The organism is Variovorax sp. FG153 (assembly GCF_057809595.1).
In genome coordinates this window covers 1-20,342 of the sequence record NZ_JBMDKG010000051.1, presented here as the reverse complement: position 1 = coordinate 20,342, position 20,342 = coordinate 1, and the positions used below count along the sequence as shown (strand labels likewise).

The following is a 20,342-nucleotide window of genomic DNA, read 5'->3' as shown; positions in this document are numbered from 1 at the left end:
GGGATTCATATCCAGGCTTTCAGCCGAAGCGGACGTACTCGAAGTCCACCGGCTGGCGGTTGATGCCCATCACCGGCGGCGCGATCCAGCCCGCGAACTTGCCCGGCTCGACGACGCGGCCCATCAACGATGCCACGAAAGCGAAGTCTTCGGCGCTCGGCAGCCATTCGTCGCGCTTGGCGGCCCATTCCATGTCGTTCACCACGCGGCCCTCGGGCGACATCTTGATGCCGGCGAGCGCGCCGATCTGACGGTTGAAGGCCTTGTGCGGCACGACCAGGCGGGTGGGAATGCCGGCCTTCTCGAGCACCTTGTTCCAGCGGCCGACGCCGGCCACCGAGTCCTTGATGAAGTCGTCGCGCAGCACCTCGTTGAGCGCGTTGAGCATCGGCACGTCCTTCTCGACGAGCTGGCCGTCCTTGACCTCGAGCACCTTGTAGGTCTGGCCCTTGAGCACGTGGTCGTCGGTGCGCTTGCCTTCCTCGTAGCGGCCCTTGAGGCCCGAGCTGTAGAAGATGGCGGCGTTGCTCGACTGATCGGCACCGAACAGGTCGATGGTCACGCTGTAGTGGAAGTTCAGGTAGCGCTGGATGGTGCCGAGGTCGATGGCACCGGCCGCGCGCACCTTCTGCGGATCGTCGGTCTTCAGCTCGTTCATGACCTGCGCGGTGCGCGCGATCACGCGCGACACGCCGCTCTCGCCCACGAACATGTGGTGCGCTTCCTCGGTCAGCATGAACTTGGTAGTGCGCGCCAGCGGGTCGAAGGCGCTCTCGGCCAGCGCGGAGAGCTGGAACTTGCCGTCGCGGTCGGTGAAGTAGGTGAACATGAAGAACGCGAGCCAGTCGGGCGTGCGTTCGTTGAAGGCACCGAGGATGCGCGGGTTGTTCTCGTCGCCCGAGGTGCGCTGCAGCAGCGCCTCGGCTTCCTCGCGGCCGTCGCGGCCGAAATGCTTGTGCAGCAGGTAGACCATCGCCCACAGGTGGCGGCCTTCTTCCACGTTGATCTGGAACAGGTTGCGCAGGTCGTACATCGAGGGCGCGGTCAGGCCCAGGTGGCGCTGCTGCTCGACCGAGGCGGGCTCGGTGTCGCCCTGCGTCACGATGATGCGGCGCAGGTTGGCGCGGTGCTCGCCGGGCACGTCCTGCCAGGCCTTCTCGCCCTTGTGGTCGCCGAAGTGGATCTCGCGGTTGGCGTCGCCCGGATTCAGGAAGATGCCCCAGCGGTAGTCGCGCATCTTCACGTGGCCGAACTGGGCCCAGCCCTGCGGGTCGACGCTCACGGCCGTGCGCAGGTAGACCTCGTGGTTGATCGAGCCCTCGGGGCCGACGTCGTCCCACCAGTTGATGAAGTTGGGCTGCCAGCCTTCGAGCGCGCGCTGCAGCGTGCGGTCTTCGCCGAGGTTGACGTTGTTGGGGATCTTCTCGCTGTAGTTGATCGTGCTCATCGTTGTTCCTTGGGTTGTACGGGCTGCAGGTTCAGACGCGGTTGAGATCGAAGCCGGCCTTCTCGCCGGTGCCGTAGACCTTGAGCGCGCCCTTCTCGCCGACGGCGTTGGGGCGGTTGAAGATCCAGTTCTGCCAGGCCGAGAGACGGCCGAAGACGCGGGTGATCATGTTCTCCTTGCTCGCGAAGCGCAGGTTGGCCTCGAGGCCGGTCAGCGAGTCGGGCGACATGGCGGCGCGTTCCTCGATCGCGATGCGGATCTCGTCGTCCCAGTCGATGTCGTCGGGCGCGGCCGTGACCAGGCCGAGCTTGAGCGCCTCGTCGGCATCGAGCGGCTTGCCGGCGGCCGCGCGCGCGGCCTCGAGCGGCGCGGCCTCTTCGTAGAAGCGGCGCTGCAGGCGGCTCTGGTCGTTGACCATCGGGAAGAAGCCGAAGTTGAATTCGTTCAAGACCAGCTTGGGCGCGCGCTCGGCGTCGTCGGGCAGCGCGAGCATGTAGGTGCGGTCGGCCGCGAAGGCCAGCTCGGCCAGCGTGCCGGCGAAGCAGGAACCGGCCTCGACCAGCGCGAACAGGCTGCGCGAGGACACGTCGAGGCGCGCCAGCGTGCGGCGCAGCGCGCCGAGGGTCTCGCGCACCAGCCAGTGGTCCTTGTTCGCGAGCATCACGGCGTCCGAGGCCAGCACGGCCTGGGCGTCGCCCTCGGTCTTCAGGAGCCAGGTGCCGATGTCGAGTTCGTTGGTGCGCAGGTTGAGGATCGCGTCGTCGAGCTCGCGGCACACGGCCAGCGGCCACCAGGCGGCGCCCGCGGCCTCGATGGCGGCGATGTCGGCCGGCTGCGCGCCGCTCGGCGCCTTCACCGTGATGGAGGCGGTGCGCTTGCTGCGGTCGATCTGCACGTTCACGTGCGAGTAGGCGATGCCGTCGGCGCTGTCGGTGCGCTCGAGGCGCGTGAGGGCCACGCCCTTGGCGCCGGCGGGACGGTCGCTGCCGGCCGCGAGCTGCGAGGCGCGTTCCTGCACGGCGGCGGCGAACTGCGCGGGCTTGGCGACCGCGTCGACCAGGCGCCATTCGACGGCACGCTGGCCGCGCACGCCTTCGACGCTGGTGCAGAAGATGTCGGCGAGGTCGTGGCGCACGTGGCGCTTGTCGGTCACGCGGGTCAGGCCGCCGGTGCCGGGCAGCACGCCGAGCAGCGGCACCTCGGGCAGCGAGACGGAGGAGGAGCGGTCGTCGACCAGCAGGATCTCGTCGCAGGCCAGCGCCAGTTCGTAGCCGCCGCCGGCGCAGGCGCCGTTCACGGCCGCGAGGAACTTCAGGCCCGAGTGCTTCGAGGTGTCTTCCATGCCGTTGCGGGTCTCGTTGGTGAACTTGCAGAAGTTCACCTTCCAGGCGTGGCTGGAGACGCCCAGCATGAAGATGTTGGCGCCCGAGCAGAAGATGCGGTCCTTGCCGCTGGTCACGATCACGCTGCGCACCTCGGGGTGCTCGAAGCGGATGCGGTTGAGCGCGTCGTTGAGCTCGATGTCGACACCGAGGTCGTAGCTGTTGAGCTTGAGCTTGTAGCCGGGGCGGATGCCGCCGTCCTCTGCGATGTCGAGCGTGAGGCGCGCGATCTCGCCGTCGAAGCCGATCGACCAGTGGCGGTACTGGGAAGGCTCGATGCGGTAGTCGACGCGCGGGGCGGCGGTGGATGCGGTGGTTTCGGTCATGGCGGGGTCTCCTGGGTCTTCCGTGGGCTTGAAAGGCCGCGGGACAAGGTCGATGCACGAATAATAATGCACTTTCCTGCGGCGATGACATGCATCATGCTGCATGTTTACGGGCACGTCAATGCCTGATGCGTTTTTTTTCGAGGATGTGACCGAAACCCGTTCCGGCGCGCGGCGGCGCCGGCCGTGTCAGGCCTTCAGGCCCATCGCCTGGCGGGCCGCGGCGCGCAGGCTCTGGAAGCTCTGCGGCAGGGTCTGGCGGCTGGTGTCGACCGTGAGGTCGGCCTTCGAATAGAAGGCGGCGCGGCCGTTGAGGATGCGGCGCAGGTCGTCCATGGCCTCGCGGCTGGCGGCCATCGGGCGGGTGTCGCCCTGGGCGGCCACGCGGCCCATGTGCTCCTCGGGCGCGGCCTGCAGCCAGACGGTGGTGCAGTGCGCGAGCAGCTCGTTGAAGGTGGCGGGGTCGGAGACGATGCCGCCCGGCGTGGCGATCACCACCTCGCTGTAGATCTGGATCGCCTCCTCGAGCGCGCGGCGCTCGTAGCGGCGGTAGGCATTGGTGCCGTAGAGGTCGTGGATCTCGCGCACGCTGCAGCCGGCGAGCTTCTCGATCTCGCGGCTCAGCTCGACGAACGGCACCTCGAGGTCGTCGGCCAGCATCTGGCCCAGGGTGGACTTGCCCGCGCCGCGCAGGCCCACGAGCGCGATGCGCCGGTGCCGCGCCGGGTCGACCGAGGCCGTGCCCAGCAGTTCGCCGAGCGCCACGCGCACGCGGCGCAGGTCGGCCTCGCTGCGGTGCTCGAGCAGCTCGCGGATCAACAGCCACTCGGGCGAGCTGGTGGTCACGTCGCCGACCAGCTCGGCCAGCGAGCAGTGCAGCGCGCCCGCCACCTGCTGCAGCACCAGGATCGAGGCGTTGCCGATGCCGTACTCGAGGTTGGCGAGATGGCGCTCCGACACCTCGGCCGCGATCGCCACCGCCTTGCGCGTGAGCCCGCGCTGCGCGCGCAGGTTGCGCACGCGCTCGCCGAGCGCGACCAGCAGCGGGTTCTTCACCTCCCCGGGCGCGGCGGGGGCGGCGCCTTCCGGCGCGGTGGCCAGCACCGCGTCTACATGCTCATTCATGCCATTCCTCTTGTTTCGCCGGCATTGTGCGCGCTCAGGGTAAACACCATAGATGCACTATATTGCTTGACACTGATTGTCTCGATGCTTATTGTTCGGCCACACGCAAGATACTGCACGTGCAGCATTCCTGCAAGGCAATACCAAAGTTCGAGGCCCACGATGTCCGACAGCAGCCACCCTGCCAGCCCCAGCGGCAAGGAAGCCTTCCACCAACTGATCGCCGGCCTGACCGCCGAGATCGCCGGCCGACCGCTCGACGCCGAGCTCGACCGCTGGCTCAACGCGAACCATGGCGCCGGCAGCCCCAGCTTCGCGCGGCTCGGCGCCGCCTGCCGCCAGGGCGTGGCCGAAGGCTGGCTGTGCGAGCGCGAAGGCGGCGGCATCAAGTACGGCCGCGTCTTCAAGGCCGAGGACACGCTGCACCGCTTCTCGGTCGACGTGGTCGACATGCAGGACATCGCTGGCCCGCACCACACCCATCCCCAGGGCGAGATCGACCTGATCATGCCGCTGGACGACAGCCCCGGCGCCACCTTCGACGGCCGCCCCGCGGGCTGGTGCGTCTACGGCCCCGGCAGCGCGCATCGCCCGACCGTCGCGCAAGGCCGCGCGCTCGTTCTCTACCTCTTGCCCGAAGGGCAGATCAAGTTCACCGTATGACCGAACTCCTCGCCAATCACGTCGCCGGCCGCTGGCAAAGCGGCTCGGGCGCCGGCACGCCCCTCTTCGACCCGGTTCTCGGCACCGAGCTCGTGCGCGTCGACGCCACCGGGCTGGACCTGCCCGGGGCCTTTTCGTTCGCCCGCGAACAGGGCGGCCAGGCGCTGCGCGCCCTTGGCTACCGCCAGCGCGCTGGCCTGCTGGCCGCCATCGTCAAGGTGCTGCAGGCGAACCGCGATGCCTATTACGAGATCGCGACCGCGAACTCGGGCACGGTGAAGAACGACTCGGCCGTCGACATCGACGGCGCGATCTTCACGCTGGGCCAGTACGCGAAATGGGGCGACGCGCTCGGCGACGTGCGCGCTTTACGCGACGGCGAGGCCGCCAGGCTCGGCAAGGAACCGCTGTTCCAGTCGCAGCACCTGCAGGTGCCCACCCATGGCGTGGCGCTGTTCATCAATGCCTTCAACTTCCCCTCGTGGGGCCTGTGGGAGAAGGCCGCGCCCGCGCTGCTCTCGGGCGTGCCGGTGATCGTGAAGCCGGCCACCGCCACCGCCTGGCTCACGCAGCGCATGGTCAAGGACGTGGTCGACGCGGGCGTGCTGCCCGCGGGCGCGCTGTCGGTGATCTGCGGCAGCTCGGCCGGCCTGATGGACCAGCTCCAGCCCTTCGACGTGGTCTCGTTCACCGGCTCGGCCGATACCGCCGCGCTGATCCGCTCGCACGACGCCGTGGCGCGGCGCTCGGTGCGCGTGAACATCGAGGCCGACAGCCTCAACAGCGCGCTGCTGCTGCCCGGCGCCGCGCCCGGCAGCGAGGCCTTCAACCTGCTGGTGCGAGAGGTGGTGCGCGAGATGACGGTGAAGGCGGGCCAGAAGTGCACCGCGATCCGCCGCATCCTCGTGCCGGCCGAGCTCTACGACGCCGCCGCCGAGGCGATCGCCGCCAAGCTCGCGGGCGTGAGCGTGGGCAACCCGCGCAACGAGGGCGTGCGCATGGGCTCGCTGGTGAGCCGCGCGCAGCTCGCCGCGGTGCGCGAGGGCCTCGATGCGCTCGCCGCGCAGACCCAGGTGCTGCACGACGGCCGCGATCGCCCGCTGGTCGACGCCGACCCCGCCGTGGCTGCCTGCATCGGCCCAGTGCTGCTGGGCGCGCGCGACGCCGACGCGGCGCGGCAGGTGCACGACATCGAGGTCTTCGGCCCGGTCGCCACGCTGCTGCCCTACCGCGACACGGCCCATGCCTTCGCCCTCGCCCACCGCGGCCAGGGCTCGCTCGTGACCTCGCTCTACGGCGCCGACGAAACCGCGCTCGCTCAGGCGGCGGTCGAACTCGCGGCCAGCCATGGCCGCGTGCACGTGATCACACCCGAGGTGGCGCAGGCCCAGACCGGCCACGGCAACGTGATGCCGATGTCGCTGCACGGCGGCCCGGGCCGCGCGGGCGGCGGCGCCGAACTCGGCGGCCTGCGCGCGCTGGACTTCTACCACCGCCGCAGCGCGGTGCAGGCGAGCAACGGCGTGCTCGCCGCCCTGGGGCTGTAGCCGCCCCTTCATATAGATACAGAGCCGCAGCGCCCCCCACTGAGGCCCCAAGGAGACACACGATGAGCCTGCCACCCCGCTTCAACTTCGCCGAGCACCTGTTCGCGCTCAACCGCGAACGCGCCGCGCGCACCGCCTACATCGACGACCGCGGCACGCTGAGCTACGGCCAGCTCGAGGACCGCGCGCGCCGCCTGGCCGCGGCGCTCAAGGCCGCGGGCGTGCGCCGCGAGGAACGCGTGCTGCTCTTGATGCTCGACGGCAACGACTGGCCCGTGAGCTTCCTCGGCTGCCTCTATGCCGGCATCGTGCCGGTGGCCGTCAACACGCTGCTCACGCCCGAGGACTACGCCTACATGCTCGACCACAGCCGCGCGCAGGCCGCGCTGGTGTCGGGCGCGCTGCTGCCGGTGCTGCAGGAAGCGATGGCGCGCGGCGGCCACGAGCTGCACACGCTGCTGGTGTCGCAACCGGCGGGCGCGCTGCCCGAGGGCGCGCGGGACTTCGAGGCCGCGCTCGCCGCCGCCGAGCCGCTGGCCGCGCCCGCGCTCACGGCCTCCGACGATCCGGGCTTCTGGCTCTACTCCTCGGGCTCCACCGGCAAGCCCAAGGGCACGGTCCACACGCAGGCCAACCTCTGGTGGACCGCCGAGCTCTACGGCAAGCCGGTGCTGGGCCTGAGCGAGAACGATGTCTGCTTCTCGGCCGCCAAGATGTATTTCGCCTACGGCCTGGGCAATGCGCTGACCTTCCCGCTGTCGGTGGGCGCCACCGTGGTGCTGATGGCCGAGCGGCCCACGCCCGATGCCACCTTCCGCCGCTGGGTGGAGCACAAGCCCACCGTCTTCTTCGGCGCCCCCACCGGCTTCGCGGGCATGCTCGCCTCGCCCAAGCTGCCGGCGCGCGAGGCGGTGGCGCTGCGCATGTGCTCGTCGGCCGGCGAAGCGCTGCCCGGCGAGATCGCGCAGCGTTTCAAGACGCACTTCGGTTGCGACATCATCGACGGCATCGGCTCCACCGAGATGCTGCACATCTTCATCTCGAACCGGCCCGACGACGTGCGCTACGGCACCACGGGCAAGCCGGTCGAGGGCTACGAGGTCGAGCTGCGCGGCGAGGACGGCCGCGCCGTGCCCGACGGCGAGGTCGGCGACCTCTACATCCGCGGCCCGAGCTCGGCGCTGATGTACTGGACCAACCGCGAGAAGTCGCGCGAGACCTTCCAGGGCGGCTGGACCAAGAGCGGCGACAAATACACGCGCGACGCCGACGGCTACTTCACCTATGCGGGTCGCAGCGACGACATGCTCAAGGTCAGCGGCATCTACGTCTCGCCCTTCGAGGTCGAGGCCACGCTGATGCAGCACCCGGCCGTGCTCGAGGCCGCGGTGATCGGCAAGGAGGACGGCGAGGGCCTCACGAAGACCAAGGCCTTCGTAGTGCTCAAGGACGGCGGTGCCACCACCGAGGACGAGCTCAAGGCCTTCGTGAAGGAGCGCCTCGCGCCCTACAAGTACCCGCGCTTCCTCGAGTTCGTGGCCGAGCTGCCGAAGACCGCCACCGGCAAGATCCAGCGCTTCCGGCTGCGCGAGCGCGAGAAGCAGGCATGAGCTTTCCAGACTTCGCCACCATCGACTGGCGCGGCCGCGCGGTGCGCATCGAGTGCCAGTGGATCGCGCCCGAGCGCGCCGACGCACCGCTGGTCGTGTTCCTGCACGAGGGCCTCGGCTCGGTCGCGATGTGGAAGGACTTCCCCGCGCGCCTGTGCGAAGCCGCCGGCGTGCGCGGCCTGGTGTTCTCGCGCCCCGGCTACGGCCGCTCCACGCCGCGCGCCGAGGACGAGATCTGGGACGTGGACTTCATGCACCGCCAGGCGCACGAGGTGCTGCCCGCGCTGTTCAGCGCGCTCGCGCTCGACGGCGAAAAGCCCTGGCTGTTCGGCCACAGCGACGGCGGCTCGATCTCGCTGCTCTACGCCGCGCGCTTTCCCGACCGCGTCGCGGGCCTGGTCGTGCTCGCGCCGCACATCTTCGTGGAAGACGTGACGGTGGCGAACATCGAGCTCGCGCGCACCGCCTACCTCGGCACCGACCTGCCCCGGAAGCTCGGCCGCTACCACGACAGCGCCGACTCGGCCTTCTGGGGCTGGAACCGCATCTGGCTGCATCCGCCGTTCCGCGACTGGAACATCGAGGCCGAGCTCGACGCGATCCGCTGCCCCGTGCTCGCCGTGCAGGGGCTCGGCGACGAGTACGGCAGCCTCGCGCAGATCCGCGGCATCGCCGCGCGCGTGCCCGGCTGCGAGCTGCTCGAGATCCCCGAATGCGGGCATTCCCCGCATCGCGATCAGCCGGATCGTGTCATCGTCGCGGCCACTTCGTTCATCACCAAAAACAGGAGACAAACCTCATGACCATTCGCCACACCACCCGCCTCGCGCTGACCGCGCTGTCCTTCGCCGCGCTGTGCACGGCCGCCTCGGCCCAGGGCACGGGCAAGCTCAAGGTCGGCCTGATGCTGCCCTACAGCGGCACCTACACCGCGCTCGGCGTGGCGATCGAGAACGGCTTCAAGCTCTACGTCGACGAGCAGGGCGGCAAGCTCGCGGGCCGCGAGATCGAGTACTTCAAGGTCGACGACGAGTCCGATCCCGCCAAGGCCACCGACAACGTCAACAAGCTGATCAAGCGCGACAACGTCGACGTGATCGTGGGCACCGTGCACTCGGGCGTGGCGATGGCCATGGCCAAGGCCGCCAAGGAGAGCGGCACCGTGCTGATCGTGCCCAACGCCGGCGCCGACGCCGTCACCGGCCCGATGTGCGCGCCCAACATCTTCCGCAGCTCGTTCAGCAACTGGCAGCCGGCCTACGCCATGGGCGAGGTGGCGGCCAAGCAGCAGGGCAAGAAGAAGGTCATGACCATCACCTGGAAGTACGCGGCCGGCGAGGAGTCGGTCAACGGCTTCAAGGAAGGCTTCGAGAAGGCCGGCGGCAAGGTCGACAAGCAGCTCACGCTGCCGTTCCCGAACGTGGAGTTCCAGGCGCTGCTGACCGAGATCGCGGCGGCCAAGCCCGATGCCGTGTATGCCTTCTTCGCGGGCGGCGGTGCGGTGAAGTTCGTCAAGGACTACCAGGCCGCGGGCCTGAACAAGACCATCCCGCTGTACGGCCCGGGCTTCCTCACCGACGGCACGCTCGAGGCGCAGGGCGAATCGGCGCAGGGCATGCTCACCACGCTGCACTACGCCGACGGCCTGAACACGCCGCGCGACAACGCCTTCCGCACCGCCTACGCCAAGACCTTCAAGCTGCAGCCCGACGTGTACGCGGTGCAGGGCTACGACGCCGCGCAGATGCTGGGCGTGGGCCTCGCGGCCACCAAGGGCGACATCACGAAGAAGGCCGACTTCGCGGCCGCGGTCGAGAAGGCGAAGATCGACAGCCCGCGCGGCGCGTTCACGGTCAGCAAGTCGCACAACCCGGTGCAGGACATCTATCTGCGCAAGGTGGACGGCAAGGAGAACAAGCTGGTGAGCACGGCGATCAAGGGCCTGGCCGACCCCGCGCGCGGCTGCAGGATGTAACCCGCCCCCGTCCCTCGCTCACTTCGTGTAGCTCGACTCCCCCCTCGAGGGGGCGACGCCTGCGGACCGGCCAAGCCGGATCCGCGGTGTCTCCCGAACATCGCGGCGCTTCGCGCCCGCTTCTCCAGCCCAACCCGGATGACCTAACGTGGACTTCGGCACCTTCCTCGTCCAGTGCCTGAACTCGGTTCAGTACGGACTGCTGCTCTTTCTCGTGGCCTCGGGCCTGACGCTGATCTTCGGGATCATGGGCGTGATCAACCTCGCGCACGGCAGCTTCTACATGATCGGCGCCTACATGGCGTTCTCGCTGGCGCCGCTGTTCGGCGACCAGTTCCTTTTGATGCTGGCGGCCGGCGTGGTGCTCGCCGCCATCTTCGGCTACCTGCTCGAGTGGGCCTTCTTCAGCTACCTCTACCAGCGCGACCACCTGCAGCAGGTGCTCATGACCTACGGCCTGATCCTGGTGTTCGAGGAACTGCGCTCGATCCTGGTGGGCAACGACGTGCACGGCGTGAAGGTGCCGGCCTGGCTCGACGGCAGCTTCGCGCTGGGCAGCGTGATGAGCTATCCCTGGTATCGCCTGTTCGCCTCGGCCGCCTGCATCGTGCTGGCGCTGGCGCTGTACTGGGTGGTCAACCGCACGCGCCTGGGCATGATGATCCGCGCCGGCGCGAGCAACCGCGACATGGTGCGCGGCCTGGGCATCGACGTGAAGCGGCTCTACCGCATCGTCTTCGCGGCCGGCGTGGCGCTCGCGGCGCTGGCCGGCATGATCGCCGCGCCGATGTCCTCGGTCTATCCCAACATGGGCGCGAGCGTGCTGATCATCTGCTTCGTGCTGGTGGTGATCGGCGGCATCGGCTCGATCACCGGCGCGCTCGTCGCCTCGCTGCTGGTGGGCTTCGTCGACACCTTCGGCAAGGTGTTCTTCGCCGACCTGAGCGGCATCGGCATCTACCTGCTGATGGCGATCGTGCTGATCTGGAAGCCCGAGGGGCTGATGGGACGGCGTCCATGAGTTCGATCCCCAGGACCTCCACGCGCATGATTGCCTCCACGCCCTCTTCTTCACTCGCCCGGAACGCCGGCTCGTTCGGCGGCACGGCGCTGCCGCTGGCCTGCGCGCTGGCCATCGGCATCGCCGGCCCGCTGCTGGGCAACTACGCCTCGGACTTCATCGTCAAGGTGATGATCCTGTCGATCTTCGCGCTGAGCCTCGAGCTGCTGGTCGGCATGACCGGCCTCGTGAGCCTGGGCCACGCGGCCTTCTACGGCATCGGCGCCTACGTCACGGTGCTGGCCTCGGGCGCGGAGGGCGGCAACTTCGCGCTGCTGCTGCCCGCGGCCATGGGCGCGGCCGGGCTCTATGCCCTGTTCGTCGGCGCGCTGAGCCTGCGCACGCGCGGCGTCTACTTCATCATGGTGACGCTGGCTTTCGCGCAGATGGCCTTCTTCGTGTTCCACGACACCAAGGTCGGCGGCGGCAGCGACGGCATCTACCTCTACGTGCGCCCGGCCCTCGGTGCGCTCGACCTCGAGAACCGCACGGTGCTGTTCTACGTGGTGCTGACGGCGCTGGTGTTCACCTACGCGCTGCTCGCGCTGCTGCGCCGCTCGCGCTTCGGCGCGGCGCTCGCGGGCATCCGCGTCAACGAGCAGCGCATGCGCGCGGCGGGCTTCCCCACCTACGCCTACAAGCTCGCGGCCTTCGTGCTGGCCGGCGCGCTGGCCGGCCTCGCGGGCTTCCTGCTGGCTTCGCGCGACGGCGTGGTCAACCCCGAGCTGATGGCCTGGCACAACTCGGGCGAGGTGCTGCTGATGGTGATCCTCGGCGGCCTGGGCCACCTGCGCGGCGCGGTGATCGGCGCCATCGCCTTCACGCTGCTCAAGGAGATCTTCTCGACCCACGCGCTGCTCGGGCCGCTGGCCGACCACTGGCAGCTCACGCTGGGGCTGACCATCATCGTGTTCGTGGCGCTGCTGCCCAAGGGCCTGATCGGGCTGGTGCAGCGGCTGTCGCCGAGGAGCGGGGCATGAACGATTCCGTGCTGCTGTCCGTCGAGGGCCTGACCCGCCGCTTCGGCGGCCTGGTCGCGGTCAACGCGGTCACGCTCGACCTGCACGTGGGCGAGGTGCATGCGGTGATCGGCACCAACGGCGCGGGCAAGTCGACCCTGATCAACATGCTCTCGGGCGAAATCGAGGCCTCGGCCGGCCGCATCCGCCTCGACGGCGAGGACATCACGACGCGCGCGCAGTTCCGCCGCGCGCTCGCGGGCGTGGGCCGCAGCTACCAGCGCACCACCATCTTCCCGGAGTTCAGCGTGCACGAGAACTGCCGCCTCGCGGCGCAGGCGGCCACGCCGCGGCCCTGGGCGATCTGGCAGTCGTCGCGCGGCTGCGCCGCGAGCTCGGCCTCGGCCGACGCGGCGCTCGAGGCCGCGGGCCTCGCCGCCGAGGCGCACCGCATCGCCGGCACGCTGAGCCACGGCGCGCAGCGCCAGCTCGAGGTGGCGATGTGCCTGGCCACGCATCCGCGCGTGCTGCTGCTCGACGAGCCGCTGGCCGGCATGGGCGCGGAGGAGACCGACCGCATGCTGAACCTGCTCGCGCAGCTCAAGGCCACGCACGCCATCCTGCTGGTGGAGCACGACATGGACGCGGTGTTCCGCGTGGCCGACCGCATCACGGTGATGGTCAACGGCACGGTGATCGCCACCGGCAGCCCCGACGCGATCCGCGAGAACCCCGAAGTCCGCACCGCCTACCTGGGAGAGGAACACTGATGCCCCCACGCTCCGCACTTCGTGTCATCGCTGCCCCCCGGGGGGGCGCAGGCCTGCCTTGGGGCGGCCCGGCGGGAGGCCTCTGATGCTCAACGTCAAGGACCTCAACACCTACTACGGCAACAGCCACATCCTGCGCGGCGTGCATGCCGAGATCCCGGCCGCGACCTCGGTCGGCCTGCTGGGCCGCAACGGCATGGGCAAGACCACGCTGATCCGCACGATCATGGGCTACGTGCGCCCCGCCTCGGGCGAGGTGCAGGTCGACGGCCGCACGGTCACCGGCCTGCCGCCCGAGAAGATGGCGCGCCTGGGCATCGGCTACGTGCCCGAGGGCCGCGGCATCTTCCCCAACCTCTCGGTGCGCGAGAACCTCGTGATGAGCGAGCGCGCGGGCATCGACGGCCGGCGCGCCTGGACCTTCGAGCGCGTGATGGCCACCTTCCCGCGGCTGGCCGAGCGGCTGTCGCACGGCGGCCAGCAGCTCTCGGGCGGCGAGCAGCAGATGCTGTCGATCGGCCGCGCGCTGATGACCAACCCGCGCCTGCTGATCCTCGACGAAGCGACCGAGGGCCTGGCGCCGCTGATCGTGGCCGAGATCTGGCGCGTGATCGAGCAGATCCGCCAGACCGGCATCGCCACCCTGATCGTGGACCGCGACTACCGCAAGGTGCTGGCCCACACCGAGCTCGCGGTGGTGATGGAGAAGGGCCAGATCGTGCGCCAGGGCGCCTCGGGCGCGCTGCTCGCGCAGCCGCAGGCGCTGGAGGCCTTGCTCGGGGTCTGAGAACGTGCCATGACGCGCGAGATCAGCCTGCTCGACACCGCGGGCAAGCCGCTGCGCATGGACGGCCGGCTGCTGCTGAACGCCGGCGCCACGCCGTGGCAGGGCTTCGCGCTCGAGGTCCGCTCGATGATCGGCGACGGCGAGAACCCGGCCTGCTACAACCCGCATCCGCTGATCGCGCTGTGCGTGCGCGGCCATGTGCACGGCGTCATGACGCAGGGCCGGCGTTCGCATCGCACCGAGACGCACTCGGGCGGCATGAGCATCTTCGAGCGGGGCTACGAGGTCGACCGCGCGAGCTGGACCGGCCGCATCGAGGAGATGGTGGCGATCGAGATCCGCCCCGAGGCGCTGCGCCGCCTCATGCCCGAGAGCGACGGCGAGCTGCACCTGCAGACCCAGCTCTCGACCACCGATGCCACCTTGCAACTGCTGGCCAGCGCCATGCGCGACGAGATCGAGCGCGGCTGCAGCTCGGGCCGGCTGCATGCGCAGGGGCTGTCGATGGCGCTCGCGAGCTACCTGCAGGCGCGCTACGGCTGCGCGCGCAACGTGCAGCGCCCGCGCGGGCGGCTCTCGCAGGCCGACCTGCGCCGCGTCTACGACTGGGTGATGGCGCACCTGGCCGAGGATTTCGGCATCGACGCGCTCGCGGCCGAGCTGCAGCTGAGCGCGGTGCACTTCACGCGGCTCTTTCGCGCCAGCACCGGCGCCACGCCCTATCGCTACGTGATGGAGCAGCGCGTGCGACAGGCGCTCGCGCTGCTCGACGGCCCGCTCGCGCTGGCCGAGATCGCGCAGGCGGTGGGCTTCTCGAGCCAGGCGCATTTCACGCAGGTGTTCCGCCAGCTCGTGGGCAGCACGCCCGCGCGCACGCGTGCATCGCGGGTAAGTCCGAAGGCCGGTTGAGGGAATCCTGCAAGCGCCGATCGCATGTCGATAGACCGTGCGAGGCACGCTCGGCACATTCGATGTCTGCCAACACAGGAGACAGAAGATGCGCCACGACAACAGATCCCACACCCGTTCCGTTCCACCCTCCATCGCCCTGCTGTGCCTCGCCGCGGCCGCCGCGCTCTCGGCCTGCGGCGGCAGCGGCTCGTCGGGCACCGCGCTGCCGATCGTGCCGGCCGCGCCGCCACCCGCCGCACCGCTCGCGCTGACTTGCGACGACAGCCTCAAGACCGCGTTCAAGCCCGATGCGAACACCACCGTGCGGCTGGTGAAGCAGTTCAGGAAGGGCGACGACCTCAACCTCGACGGCAAGGCCACCGGCACGCTCGCGGCCAGCGACCTGTGCATGGTCAAGCTCAACGTCGGGCCGGGCAACCCAGGCCCCGCGGGCGCGCCCTCGACTTCGCCGGGCATCGGCATCGAGGTCTGGCTGCCGGCCAGGGCCGCGTGGAACCAGCGCGTGCGCGTGCTCGGCGGCGGCGGCTTCGCGGGCGAGCCTTCGATCGGCGCGCTCGACCGCACCGGCAGTTCCACCGGCCTCAACTCGCCCGCGCTCGTCGCCGGCATCGAGGGGTCGGTCAGTGCCGTCACCGACACCGGCCATGCCTCGTCGAACCCGGTGGCCGGCGCCGACGGCTCCTTCGCGATGAACCCCGACGGCACCATCAACACCGCGCTGTGGACCGACTTCGCGAGCCGCGGCATCCACGAGATGGCGGTCAAGGCCAAGGCGCTCGCGGCCGGCTTCTACGGCGCGGCGCCGAAGTACTCGTACTGGGACGGCTGTTCCACCGGCGGCCGCCAGGGCCACATGCAGGCGCAGGCCAATCCCGACGACTTCGACGGCATCCTCGCGGGCAACAGCGCGATCAACTGGACCCGCTTCATCACGGCCGAGCTCTATCCCCAGGTCGTGATGCAGCGCGACCTCGGCGGCACGCCGCTCACGCCCGCGCAGGCCACGCTGGTGTCCTCGGCCGCGGTCAGCGCCTGCGACAGCCAGCTCACCGGCAAGCACGAGGGCTTCATCAGCGACCCCGCCGCCTGCCGCTACGACCCGGTGCAGGACAAGGCCGTGCTGTGCACCGCGAGCGGCGGCAGCAATGCCACCGCCGCCTGCCTGAGCACCGCGCAGGCGCAGGCCGTCAACAAGATCTGGTATGGCCAGACCCGCGACGGCAGCGTGCCGCCGGCCGCGGCCGACATCGGCTACGGCCCCGTGCTGGCGTCGAACCAGCTCTGGTACGGCCTCCCGCGCGGCACCGCGCTCTCGGGCCTGGCCGGCTCGGCCGGCGGCGTGCCCGCGCCCTTCCCCGTCGCCGTGCACCAGGTCGCGCTGAACCTGCAGGACCCGACGCTCGCCACGCCCGATTTCATCAACGCCACCGGCAACGGCGCCGACCGCTGGAAGGGCCTGGGCTACGCGCAGCTCGCCAATGCCAGCGACCGCGGCAAGGCGCTGCAACGCGCGTTCGCGAACATCGACACCGACAACCCCGACCTCGCGCGCTTCCGCGACCGCGGCGCGAAGATGCTGACCTACCACGGCCTGGCCGACCAGCTGATCCCGAACTCGGGCACCGCCCACTACTACGAGCGCGCGGCCGGCGCGATGGGCGGCATCGATGCGCTGCAGAAGTTCTACCGCTACCTCGAGATCCCCGCGATGGGCCATTGCCTGGGCGTGGGCTCGGTCGACGGCCTTCCCGGCACCAGCCCCGCGGCCAACCCGCCGCTGCCCGCGCCGAACCAGTTGTTCACCGCGCTCACCGACTGGGTCGAGAAGGGCATCCCGCCCGAGAACATCGTGCTGAGCAACAGCGACAAGTCGCTCGCGCGGCCGCTGTGCACCTATCCGAAGAAGATCGCGTACCTGGGCGGCGATACCTCGAAGGCGGAGAGCTTCGCCTGCCGCTGAGCCGTGCGCTCAAGCCGCGCGCTGCTTGACGACCGTGGGCTCGATGGCCGGCGCCGGCCACAGCGCGAGGTGGTAGCGGTCCTCGCCCTCGAGCCCGTCCTCGGACAGCGTCGCGAGCCCCGCGTAGCAGGCGCGCACGCGGTAGGTGCCCGGCGCGATCGCCATGCGCGCCGCATCGGGAAAGTAATCGGTGCACCCCGCGATCGCGAGGCGCCCGCTCGCCGTCGCGAGCGTGCACTCGACCACGTGGTCCCACGCATCGGCATCGAGCGGCGGCGCGGCCTCGAGGATCTCGAGCGTGACCGGCACGTTCATGTTGCGCGCCGTGCCGATGCCGACCACGCCGGGCGCGGTCGCGAGCATGCGTTCCACGGCCTCGTCGCTCCATGCATCGGAAAGATCGCCTTCGGCGGATTCGTCCTGGATGTAGAACTGAAAGTAGTCGGCGAAGAGCTGGAAGGTGTGCATGCATCGGTCTCCGGTGGAGACCAAGCGTAGCGCGTCCCGGTGAAAGTCCGGTGGCGCACCGGGTTTCACCTCTGTGCCGCGACAGCGCGACAGCCGAATGATGTCCGGCTGCGCGGCCGCGCCCCGATCTTCCGGCGGCCGCGCGCCATCGCGAGGTCGAGCATGCCTTCCCTGCAATCGCGCCACATCGACAACGTCTATTCGATCGCCACCGGCACCGCGCTGGCCGATCCGGCGACCAGCCTGGTCCACAAGTCGTGGGCGCGCTGCGTGCGCGACCATGGCCTCGATCCCTCGCGGCCCACGCCCGCGCGCATCCTGCCGGCGCACGAGGTGCGCGCGCACCAGCAGCAGCTCGAGCACTTCCTGTGCACCGCGCGCGCGGGCATGGAGGACATCTACCGCCGCGTGGCCGACCTCGGCTACATGGTGCTGGTGACCGATGCCGAGGGCATCACGGTCGACTACATCGGCAACCCGGCCTGGGACGACCAGTTGCGCAAGGCCGGCCTCTACCTCGGCGCCGACTGGAACGAGGCGCATGCGGGCACCTGCGGCGTGGGCACCTGCCTGGTCGAGCAGGCACCGATGACCTGCCACCAGACCGAGCACTTCGACGCCACCCACATCGCGCTGACCTGCACCACCGCGCCGCTGTTCGACCATGGCGGGCGGCTCACGGCGGTGCTCGACGTGTCGGCGCTGCATTCGCCCGAGGCCAAGGAGAGCCAGCACCTGGTGCGGCACCTGGTCGCGATCTACGCGCGCATGATCGAGGACGCCGATTTCCTGCGCCACTTCCGCGGCCACTGGGTGCTGCGGCTGGGCAGCGCCTTCGGCCTGGTCGACGTGGCCGGCGAGCTGATGCTCGCGCTCGACGAGGCGGGCACGGTGGTCGGCGCGAACAGCAGCGCGCGGCGGCTGTTCGCGGCCCATCCGGTCGGCACCGGCGTGGCCGAGCTGCTGCGCATGCCGCTCGATGCGATCTGGCGCCTGGGCGCGAGCGCATCGGCCATGCCCTTCGCCCACACGGTGCTGCTGCCGGACGGCGGCGAGTACCACGCCTCGCTGCTCGCGCCGCGCGTGGCGCGCCGCACGGCCGCGCCGGTGCCGCCCGCCGAGCGCAAGCCTCTCCATGGCGTCGACCGGCTGCCGCCGCTCGAGCGCATCGCGGGCGACGATCCCGCGATGCAGTCGCTGCTCGCGCAGGCGCGCCGGCTGGTCGACCGCGGCATCCACGTGCTGATCGAGGGCGAGACCGGCAGCGGCAAGGAGGTGCTGGCGCGCGCGCTGCACGACGCGAGCCGCCGCGCGGCCCTGTCGTTCGTGGCCGTGAACTGCGCGGCCATTCCCGATTCGCTGATCGAGAGCGAGCTGTTCGGCTATTTGCCCGGCACCTTCACCGGCGGCCGCAGCAAGGGCATGAAGGGCCTGATCGCGCAGGCCGACCGCGGCACGCTGTTCCTCGACGAGATCGGCGACATGCCGATGGCCCTGCAGACACGGCTGCTGCGCGTGCTGTCCGAAGGCGAGGTGCTGCCGCTGGGCGGCGACGCACCGCAGCGCGTGGACCTCGCGGTGGTGGCCGCCACGCACCGGGGCCTGAGCGAACTCGTCGCGGCAGGCCGCTTCCGCGAGGACCTCTACTACCGCCTATGCGGCGCCGTGCTGAAGCTGCCGCCGCTGCGCGAACGCCGCGACCGCCGCCATCTGATCGACAGCCTGTTCGCCGAGGAGGCCGCCGCCGTGGATTCGAACGCGCGGCTCTCGGCCGAAGCGATCGAGGCGCTGATGGCGCACCGCTGGCCCGGCAACCTGCGCGAGCTGCGCAACGTGCTGCGGCTCGCGCTGGCGTTGTGCACGGGGCGCGAAGTGAGGATGGAGGATCTTCGGCTGCCGGAGCGTGTTGCGGTGGCGATGCCCGCGGCGGCCGTGGTCGACGCGGCCGAGGACACGGCCGCCGAATCGGACCGGCTGCTCGCGGCACTGCGCCAGCACCGCTGGCGCGTCGCGCAGGCGGCCGATGCGCTGGGCCTGAGCCGCGCCACCGTGTACCGGCACATGAAGCGGCTCGGGATCGTGGCGCCCCGGCGCGGCTGATCGCACACCGCTACAGCGCGGTCCATGCGTTCGATTCGTAGCAGGCCTTCAGGCGCTCGTGCAGCGGATGCGTCACCGGGAACTCGGTCGCATCGATGCGCCGCAGCGGCCGCACCGTGTCGGGCACGTTGGTCCAGAAAGCCAGCTCGAAATCCTTGATCTCGTCGATGCGGATGTCGCGCTCGACGAAGGGAATGCCATGCGAGCGCATGCCCAGCCGCAGCAGATGGATGGCACCGCCGGGCAGCGCGGGCGCGGTCGGCAGCACCACCCGGCGCCCGTCGTAGAAGCCGACGTTCCACGTGCTTCCCTCCGAGATGCTGCGCCGCGCGTCGAGGAACAGCGCGTCGTCGAAACCCGCCGCCTGCGCGAGCTTGCGGTGGTGGAACAGGCCGAAGGTGCCGACGTGCTTGACCTCGGGCAGCACGCGCTCGTGCTGCACCGAGCGCACGGCGCGTGGCGGCGGCGCCTCGGCCGCGAGCGGCGACTGGGTGACGAACACGCCGGCGGGCATCGGCCTGGTGAGATCGGCGAAGCCCGCCACGCGCGGGAAGACGTTGATGCGCACCAGCCAGGTCCGGTCGTCGTCGGGCACGGCCTCGCGCACCAGCCGGCGCACCCGCTCGCCATCGAGCTCGCTGCCGAACAGGAGCCGCGTGCTGCGGTCCAGCCGGGCCAGCTGGAAGTCCAGGCCCTGCACGCTGCGCCGGCGGATGCGCATGGTGCTGAAGTGCCCGTAGTTGGCGAGCGCCATCGCGCGCAGGTCGCCGACCGAGGGCGGCTCGCCGTCGATGCGACCCACGGCCGGTGCGGGTGCGGGCACATCGGCCGCGCCGACGCCGCCGACGGCCGACAGGCCCATGGCGAGCATCGCGCGACGCCCGAGGAAGGAAGCGTTCTCGAATCGCATCTCAAGCTCCTGCAGTTGGAAAACCCTGGCGCGCGCCGGCCCAGGCGTCGACGAGAAAGGCCAGCACCGCGGCGTTGAAGTTCTGCGCCTGTTCGAAGTACGGCGAGTGCCCCGCGGCCGCGATCTCGGCCACGCGGCTGCCCTCGACCTGGCGCGCGATGTCGCGCACCACCGCGGGCGTGACCACGCGGTCCTCGGCCCCGACCACGAACAGCGTCGGGCAGCGCAGGTGGCGCAGGTCGTCGAGCGCGAGCAGCTGCCCCGGTGCGAACAGCGATGCGAGGCGCTCGCCCCACCCCGGGCCGGGGGGGGGGGGGGGGGGGGGGGGGGGGGGGGGGGGG

The 20,342-nt window shown here is 70.4% G+C and carries 18 protein-coding genes; 12 read left to right on the top strand and 6 right to left on the bottom strand.

Annotated elements, in window-relative coordinates:
- Nucleotides 1–19: 19 nt before the first annotated feature.
- The 3 genes from boxB to ACODT0_RS35075 all read right to left on the bottom strand — a co-directional run bounded on the left by boxB (nucleotide 20) and on the right by ACODT0_RS35075 (nucleotide 4,280).
- Nucleotides 20–1,447: a benzoyl-CoA 2,3-epoxidase subunit BoxB gene (boxB, locus tag ACODT0_RS35085; RefSeq protein WP_057595302.1), complete on the bottom strand. Its 1,428-nt coding sequence runs from the start codon at nucleotides 1,445–1,447 to the stop codon at nucleotides 20–22.
- Between the two features lie 31 nt (nucleotides 1,448–1,478).
- On the bottom strand, nucleotides 1,479–3,155 hold the full coding sequence (gene boxC, locus ACODT0_RS35080) for a 2,3-epoxybenzoyl-CoA dihydrolase (protein ID WP_489043352.1): 1,677 nt from the start codon (nucleotides 3,153–3,155) through the stop codon (nucleotides 1,479–1,481).
- A gap of 189 nt (nucleotides 3,156–3,344) precedes the next feature.
- Nucleotides 3,345–4,280 (bottom strand): helix-turn-helix transcriptional regulator, encoded by a 936-nt coding sequence (locus ACODT0_RS35075; RefSeq protein ID WP_057595304.1) that lies wholly within the window; start codon nucleotides 4,278–4,280, stop codon nucleotides 3,345–3,347.
- Between the two features lie 162 nt (nucleotides 4,281–4,442).
- On the opposite strand from ACODT0_RS35075, the gene ACODT0_RS35070 reads away from it, so the two are divergent.
- The 11 genes from ACODT0_RS35070 (at nucleotide 4,443) to ACODT0_RS35020 (ending at nucleotide 16,523) form a co-directional block, all read left to right on the top strand.
- Complete coding sequence (locus tag ACODT0_RS35070; protein ID WP_489043351.1) at nucleotides 4,443–4,943, top strand: DUF4863 family protein; 501 nt, start codon at nucleotides 4,443–4,445, stop codon at nucleotides 4,941–4,943.
- Nucleotides 4,940–6,490, top strand: coding sequence for a 3,4-dehydroadipyl-CoA semialdehyde dehydrogenase (locus tag ACODT0_RS35065; RefSeq protein ID WP_261212217.1), 1,551 nt, complete (start codon nucleotides 4,940–4,942; stop codon nucleotides 6,488–6,490). Before ACODT0_RS35070 ends, ACODT0_RS35065 begins: the two co-directional genes overlap by 4 nt.
- Before the next feature lie 62 nt (nucleotides 6,491–6,552).
- On the top strand, nucleotides 6,553–8,100 hold the full coding sequence (locus ACODT0_RS35060) for a benzoate-CoA ligase family protein (protein WP_057595307.1): 1,548 nt from the start codon (nucleotides 6,553–6,555) through the stop codon (nucleotides 8,098–8,100).
- The gene (locus tag ACODT0_RS35055; RefSeq protein WP_057595308.1) at nucleotides 8,097–8,903 is read left to right on the top strand and encodes an alpha/beta fold hydrolase; all 807 of its coding nucleotides are present in this window, start codon (nucleotides 8,097–8,099) and stop codon (nucleotides 8,901–8,903) included. The genes ACODT0_RS35060 and ACODT0_RS35055 overlap by 4 nt, the downstream gene beginning before the upstream one ends.
- A complete protein-coding gene (locus ACODT0_RS35050; RefSeq protein WP_057595309.1) occupies nucleotides 8,900–10,075 on the top strand; it encodes an ABC transporter substrate-binding protein in 1,176 nt (391 codons plus the stop codon). The genes ACODT0_RS35055 and ACODT0_RS35050 overlap by 4 nt, the downstream gene beginning before the upstream one ends.
- Nucleotides 10,076–10,223: 148 nt before the next feature.
- Complete coding sequence (locus ACODT0_RS35045; protein ID WP_057595310.1) at nucleotides 10,224–11,096, top strand: branched-chain amino acid ABC transporter permease; 873 nt, start codon at nucleotides 10,224–10,226, stop codon at nucleotides 11,094–11,096.
- 26 nt (nucleotides 11,097–11,122) lie between these two features.
- Entirely contained in the window at nucleotides 11,123–12,115 is a 993-nt protein-coding gene (locus tag ACODT0_RS35040; RefSeq protein WP_489043373.1) for a branched-chain amino acid ABC transporter permease, read from the top strand.
- Nucleotides 12,112–12,864, top strand: coding sequence for an ABC transporter ATP-binding protein (locus ACODT0_RS35035; protein ID WP_057595312.1), 753 nt, complete (start codon nucleotides 12,112–12,114; stop codon nucleotides 12,862–12,864). Before ACODT0_RS35040 ends, ACODT0_RS35035 begins: the two co-directional genes overlap by 4 nt.
- Nucleotides 12,865–12,949: 85 nt before the next feature.
- On the top strand, nucleotides 12,950–13,651 hold the full coding sequence (locus ACODT0_RS35030) for an ABC transporter ATP-binding protein (RefSeq protein WP_296740393.1): 702 nt from the start codon (nucleotides 12,950–12,952) through the stop codon (nucleotides 13,649–13,651).
- A 9-nt stretch (nucleotides 13,652–13,660) separates the two neighbouring features.
- Entirely contained in the window at nucleotides 13,661–14,560 is a 900-nt protein-coding gene (locus ACODT0_RS35025; RefSeq protein ID WP_489043350.1) for a helix-turn-helix domain-containing protein, read from the top strand.
- 88 nt (nucleotides 14,561–14,648) lie between these two features.
- Nucleotides 14,649–16,523: a tannase/feruloyl esterase family alpha/beta hydrolase gene (locus ACODT0_RS35020; protein WP_489043349.1), complete on the top strand. Its 1,875-nt coding sequence runs from the start codon at nucleotides 14,649–14,651 to the stop codon at nucleotides 16,521–16,523.
- 9 nt (nucleotides 16,524–16,532) lie between these two features.
- Here the strand turns inward: ACODT0_RS35020 and ACODT0_RS35015 are convergent, their stop codons facing one another.
- Nucleotides 16,533–16,991: a hypothetical protein gene (locus ACODT0_RS35015; RefSeq protein WP_489043348.1), complete on the bottom strand. Its 459-nt coding sequence runs from the start codon at nucleotides 16,989–16,991 to the stop codon at nucleotides 16,533–16,535.
- Nucleotides 16,992–17,153: 162 nt separating this feature from the next.
- Between ACODT0_RS35015 and ACODT0_RS35010 the strand changes: the two genes are divergently transcribed.
- The gene (locus ACODT0_RS35010; RefSeq protein WP_489043347.1) at nucleotides 17,154–19,091 is read left to right on the top strand and encodes a sigma-54-dependent Fis family transcriptional regulator; all 1,938 of its coding nucleotides are present in this window, start codon (nucleotides 17,154–17,156) and stop codon (nucleotides 19,089–19,091) included.
- Between the two features lie 10 nt (nucleotides 19,092–19,101).
- On the opposite strand, the gene ACODT0_RS35005 is transcribed toward ACODT0_RS35010, so the two are convergent.
- A complete protein-coding gene (locus tag ACODT0_RS35005) occupies nucleotides 19,102–20,001 on the bottom strand; it encodes an aminotransferase class IV (protein ID WP_057595317.1) in 900 nt (299 codons plus the stop codon).
- 1 nt (nucleotide 20,002) lies between these two features.
- The coding region (locus tag ACODT0_RS35000; RefSeq protein WP_489043346.1) for an alpha/beta fold hydrolase at nucleotides 20,003–20,342 on the bottom strand (340 nt) is incomplete at its 5' end.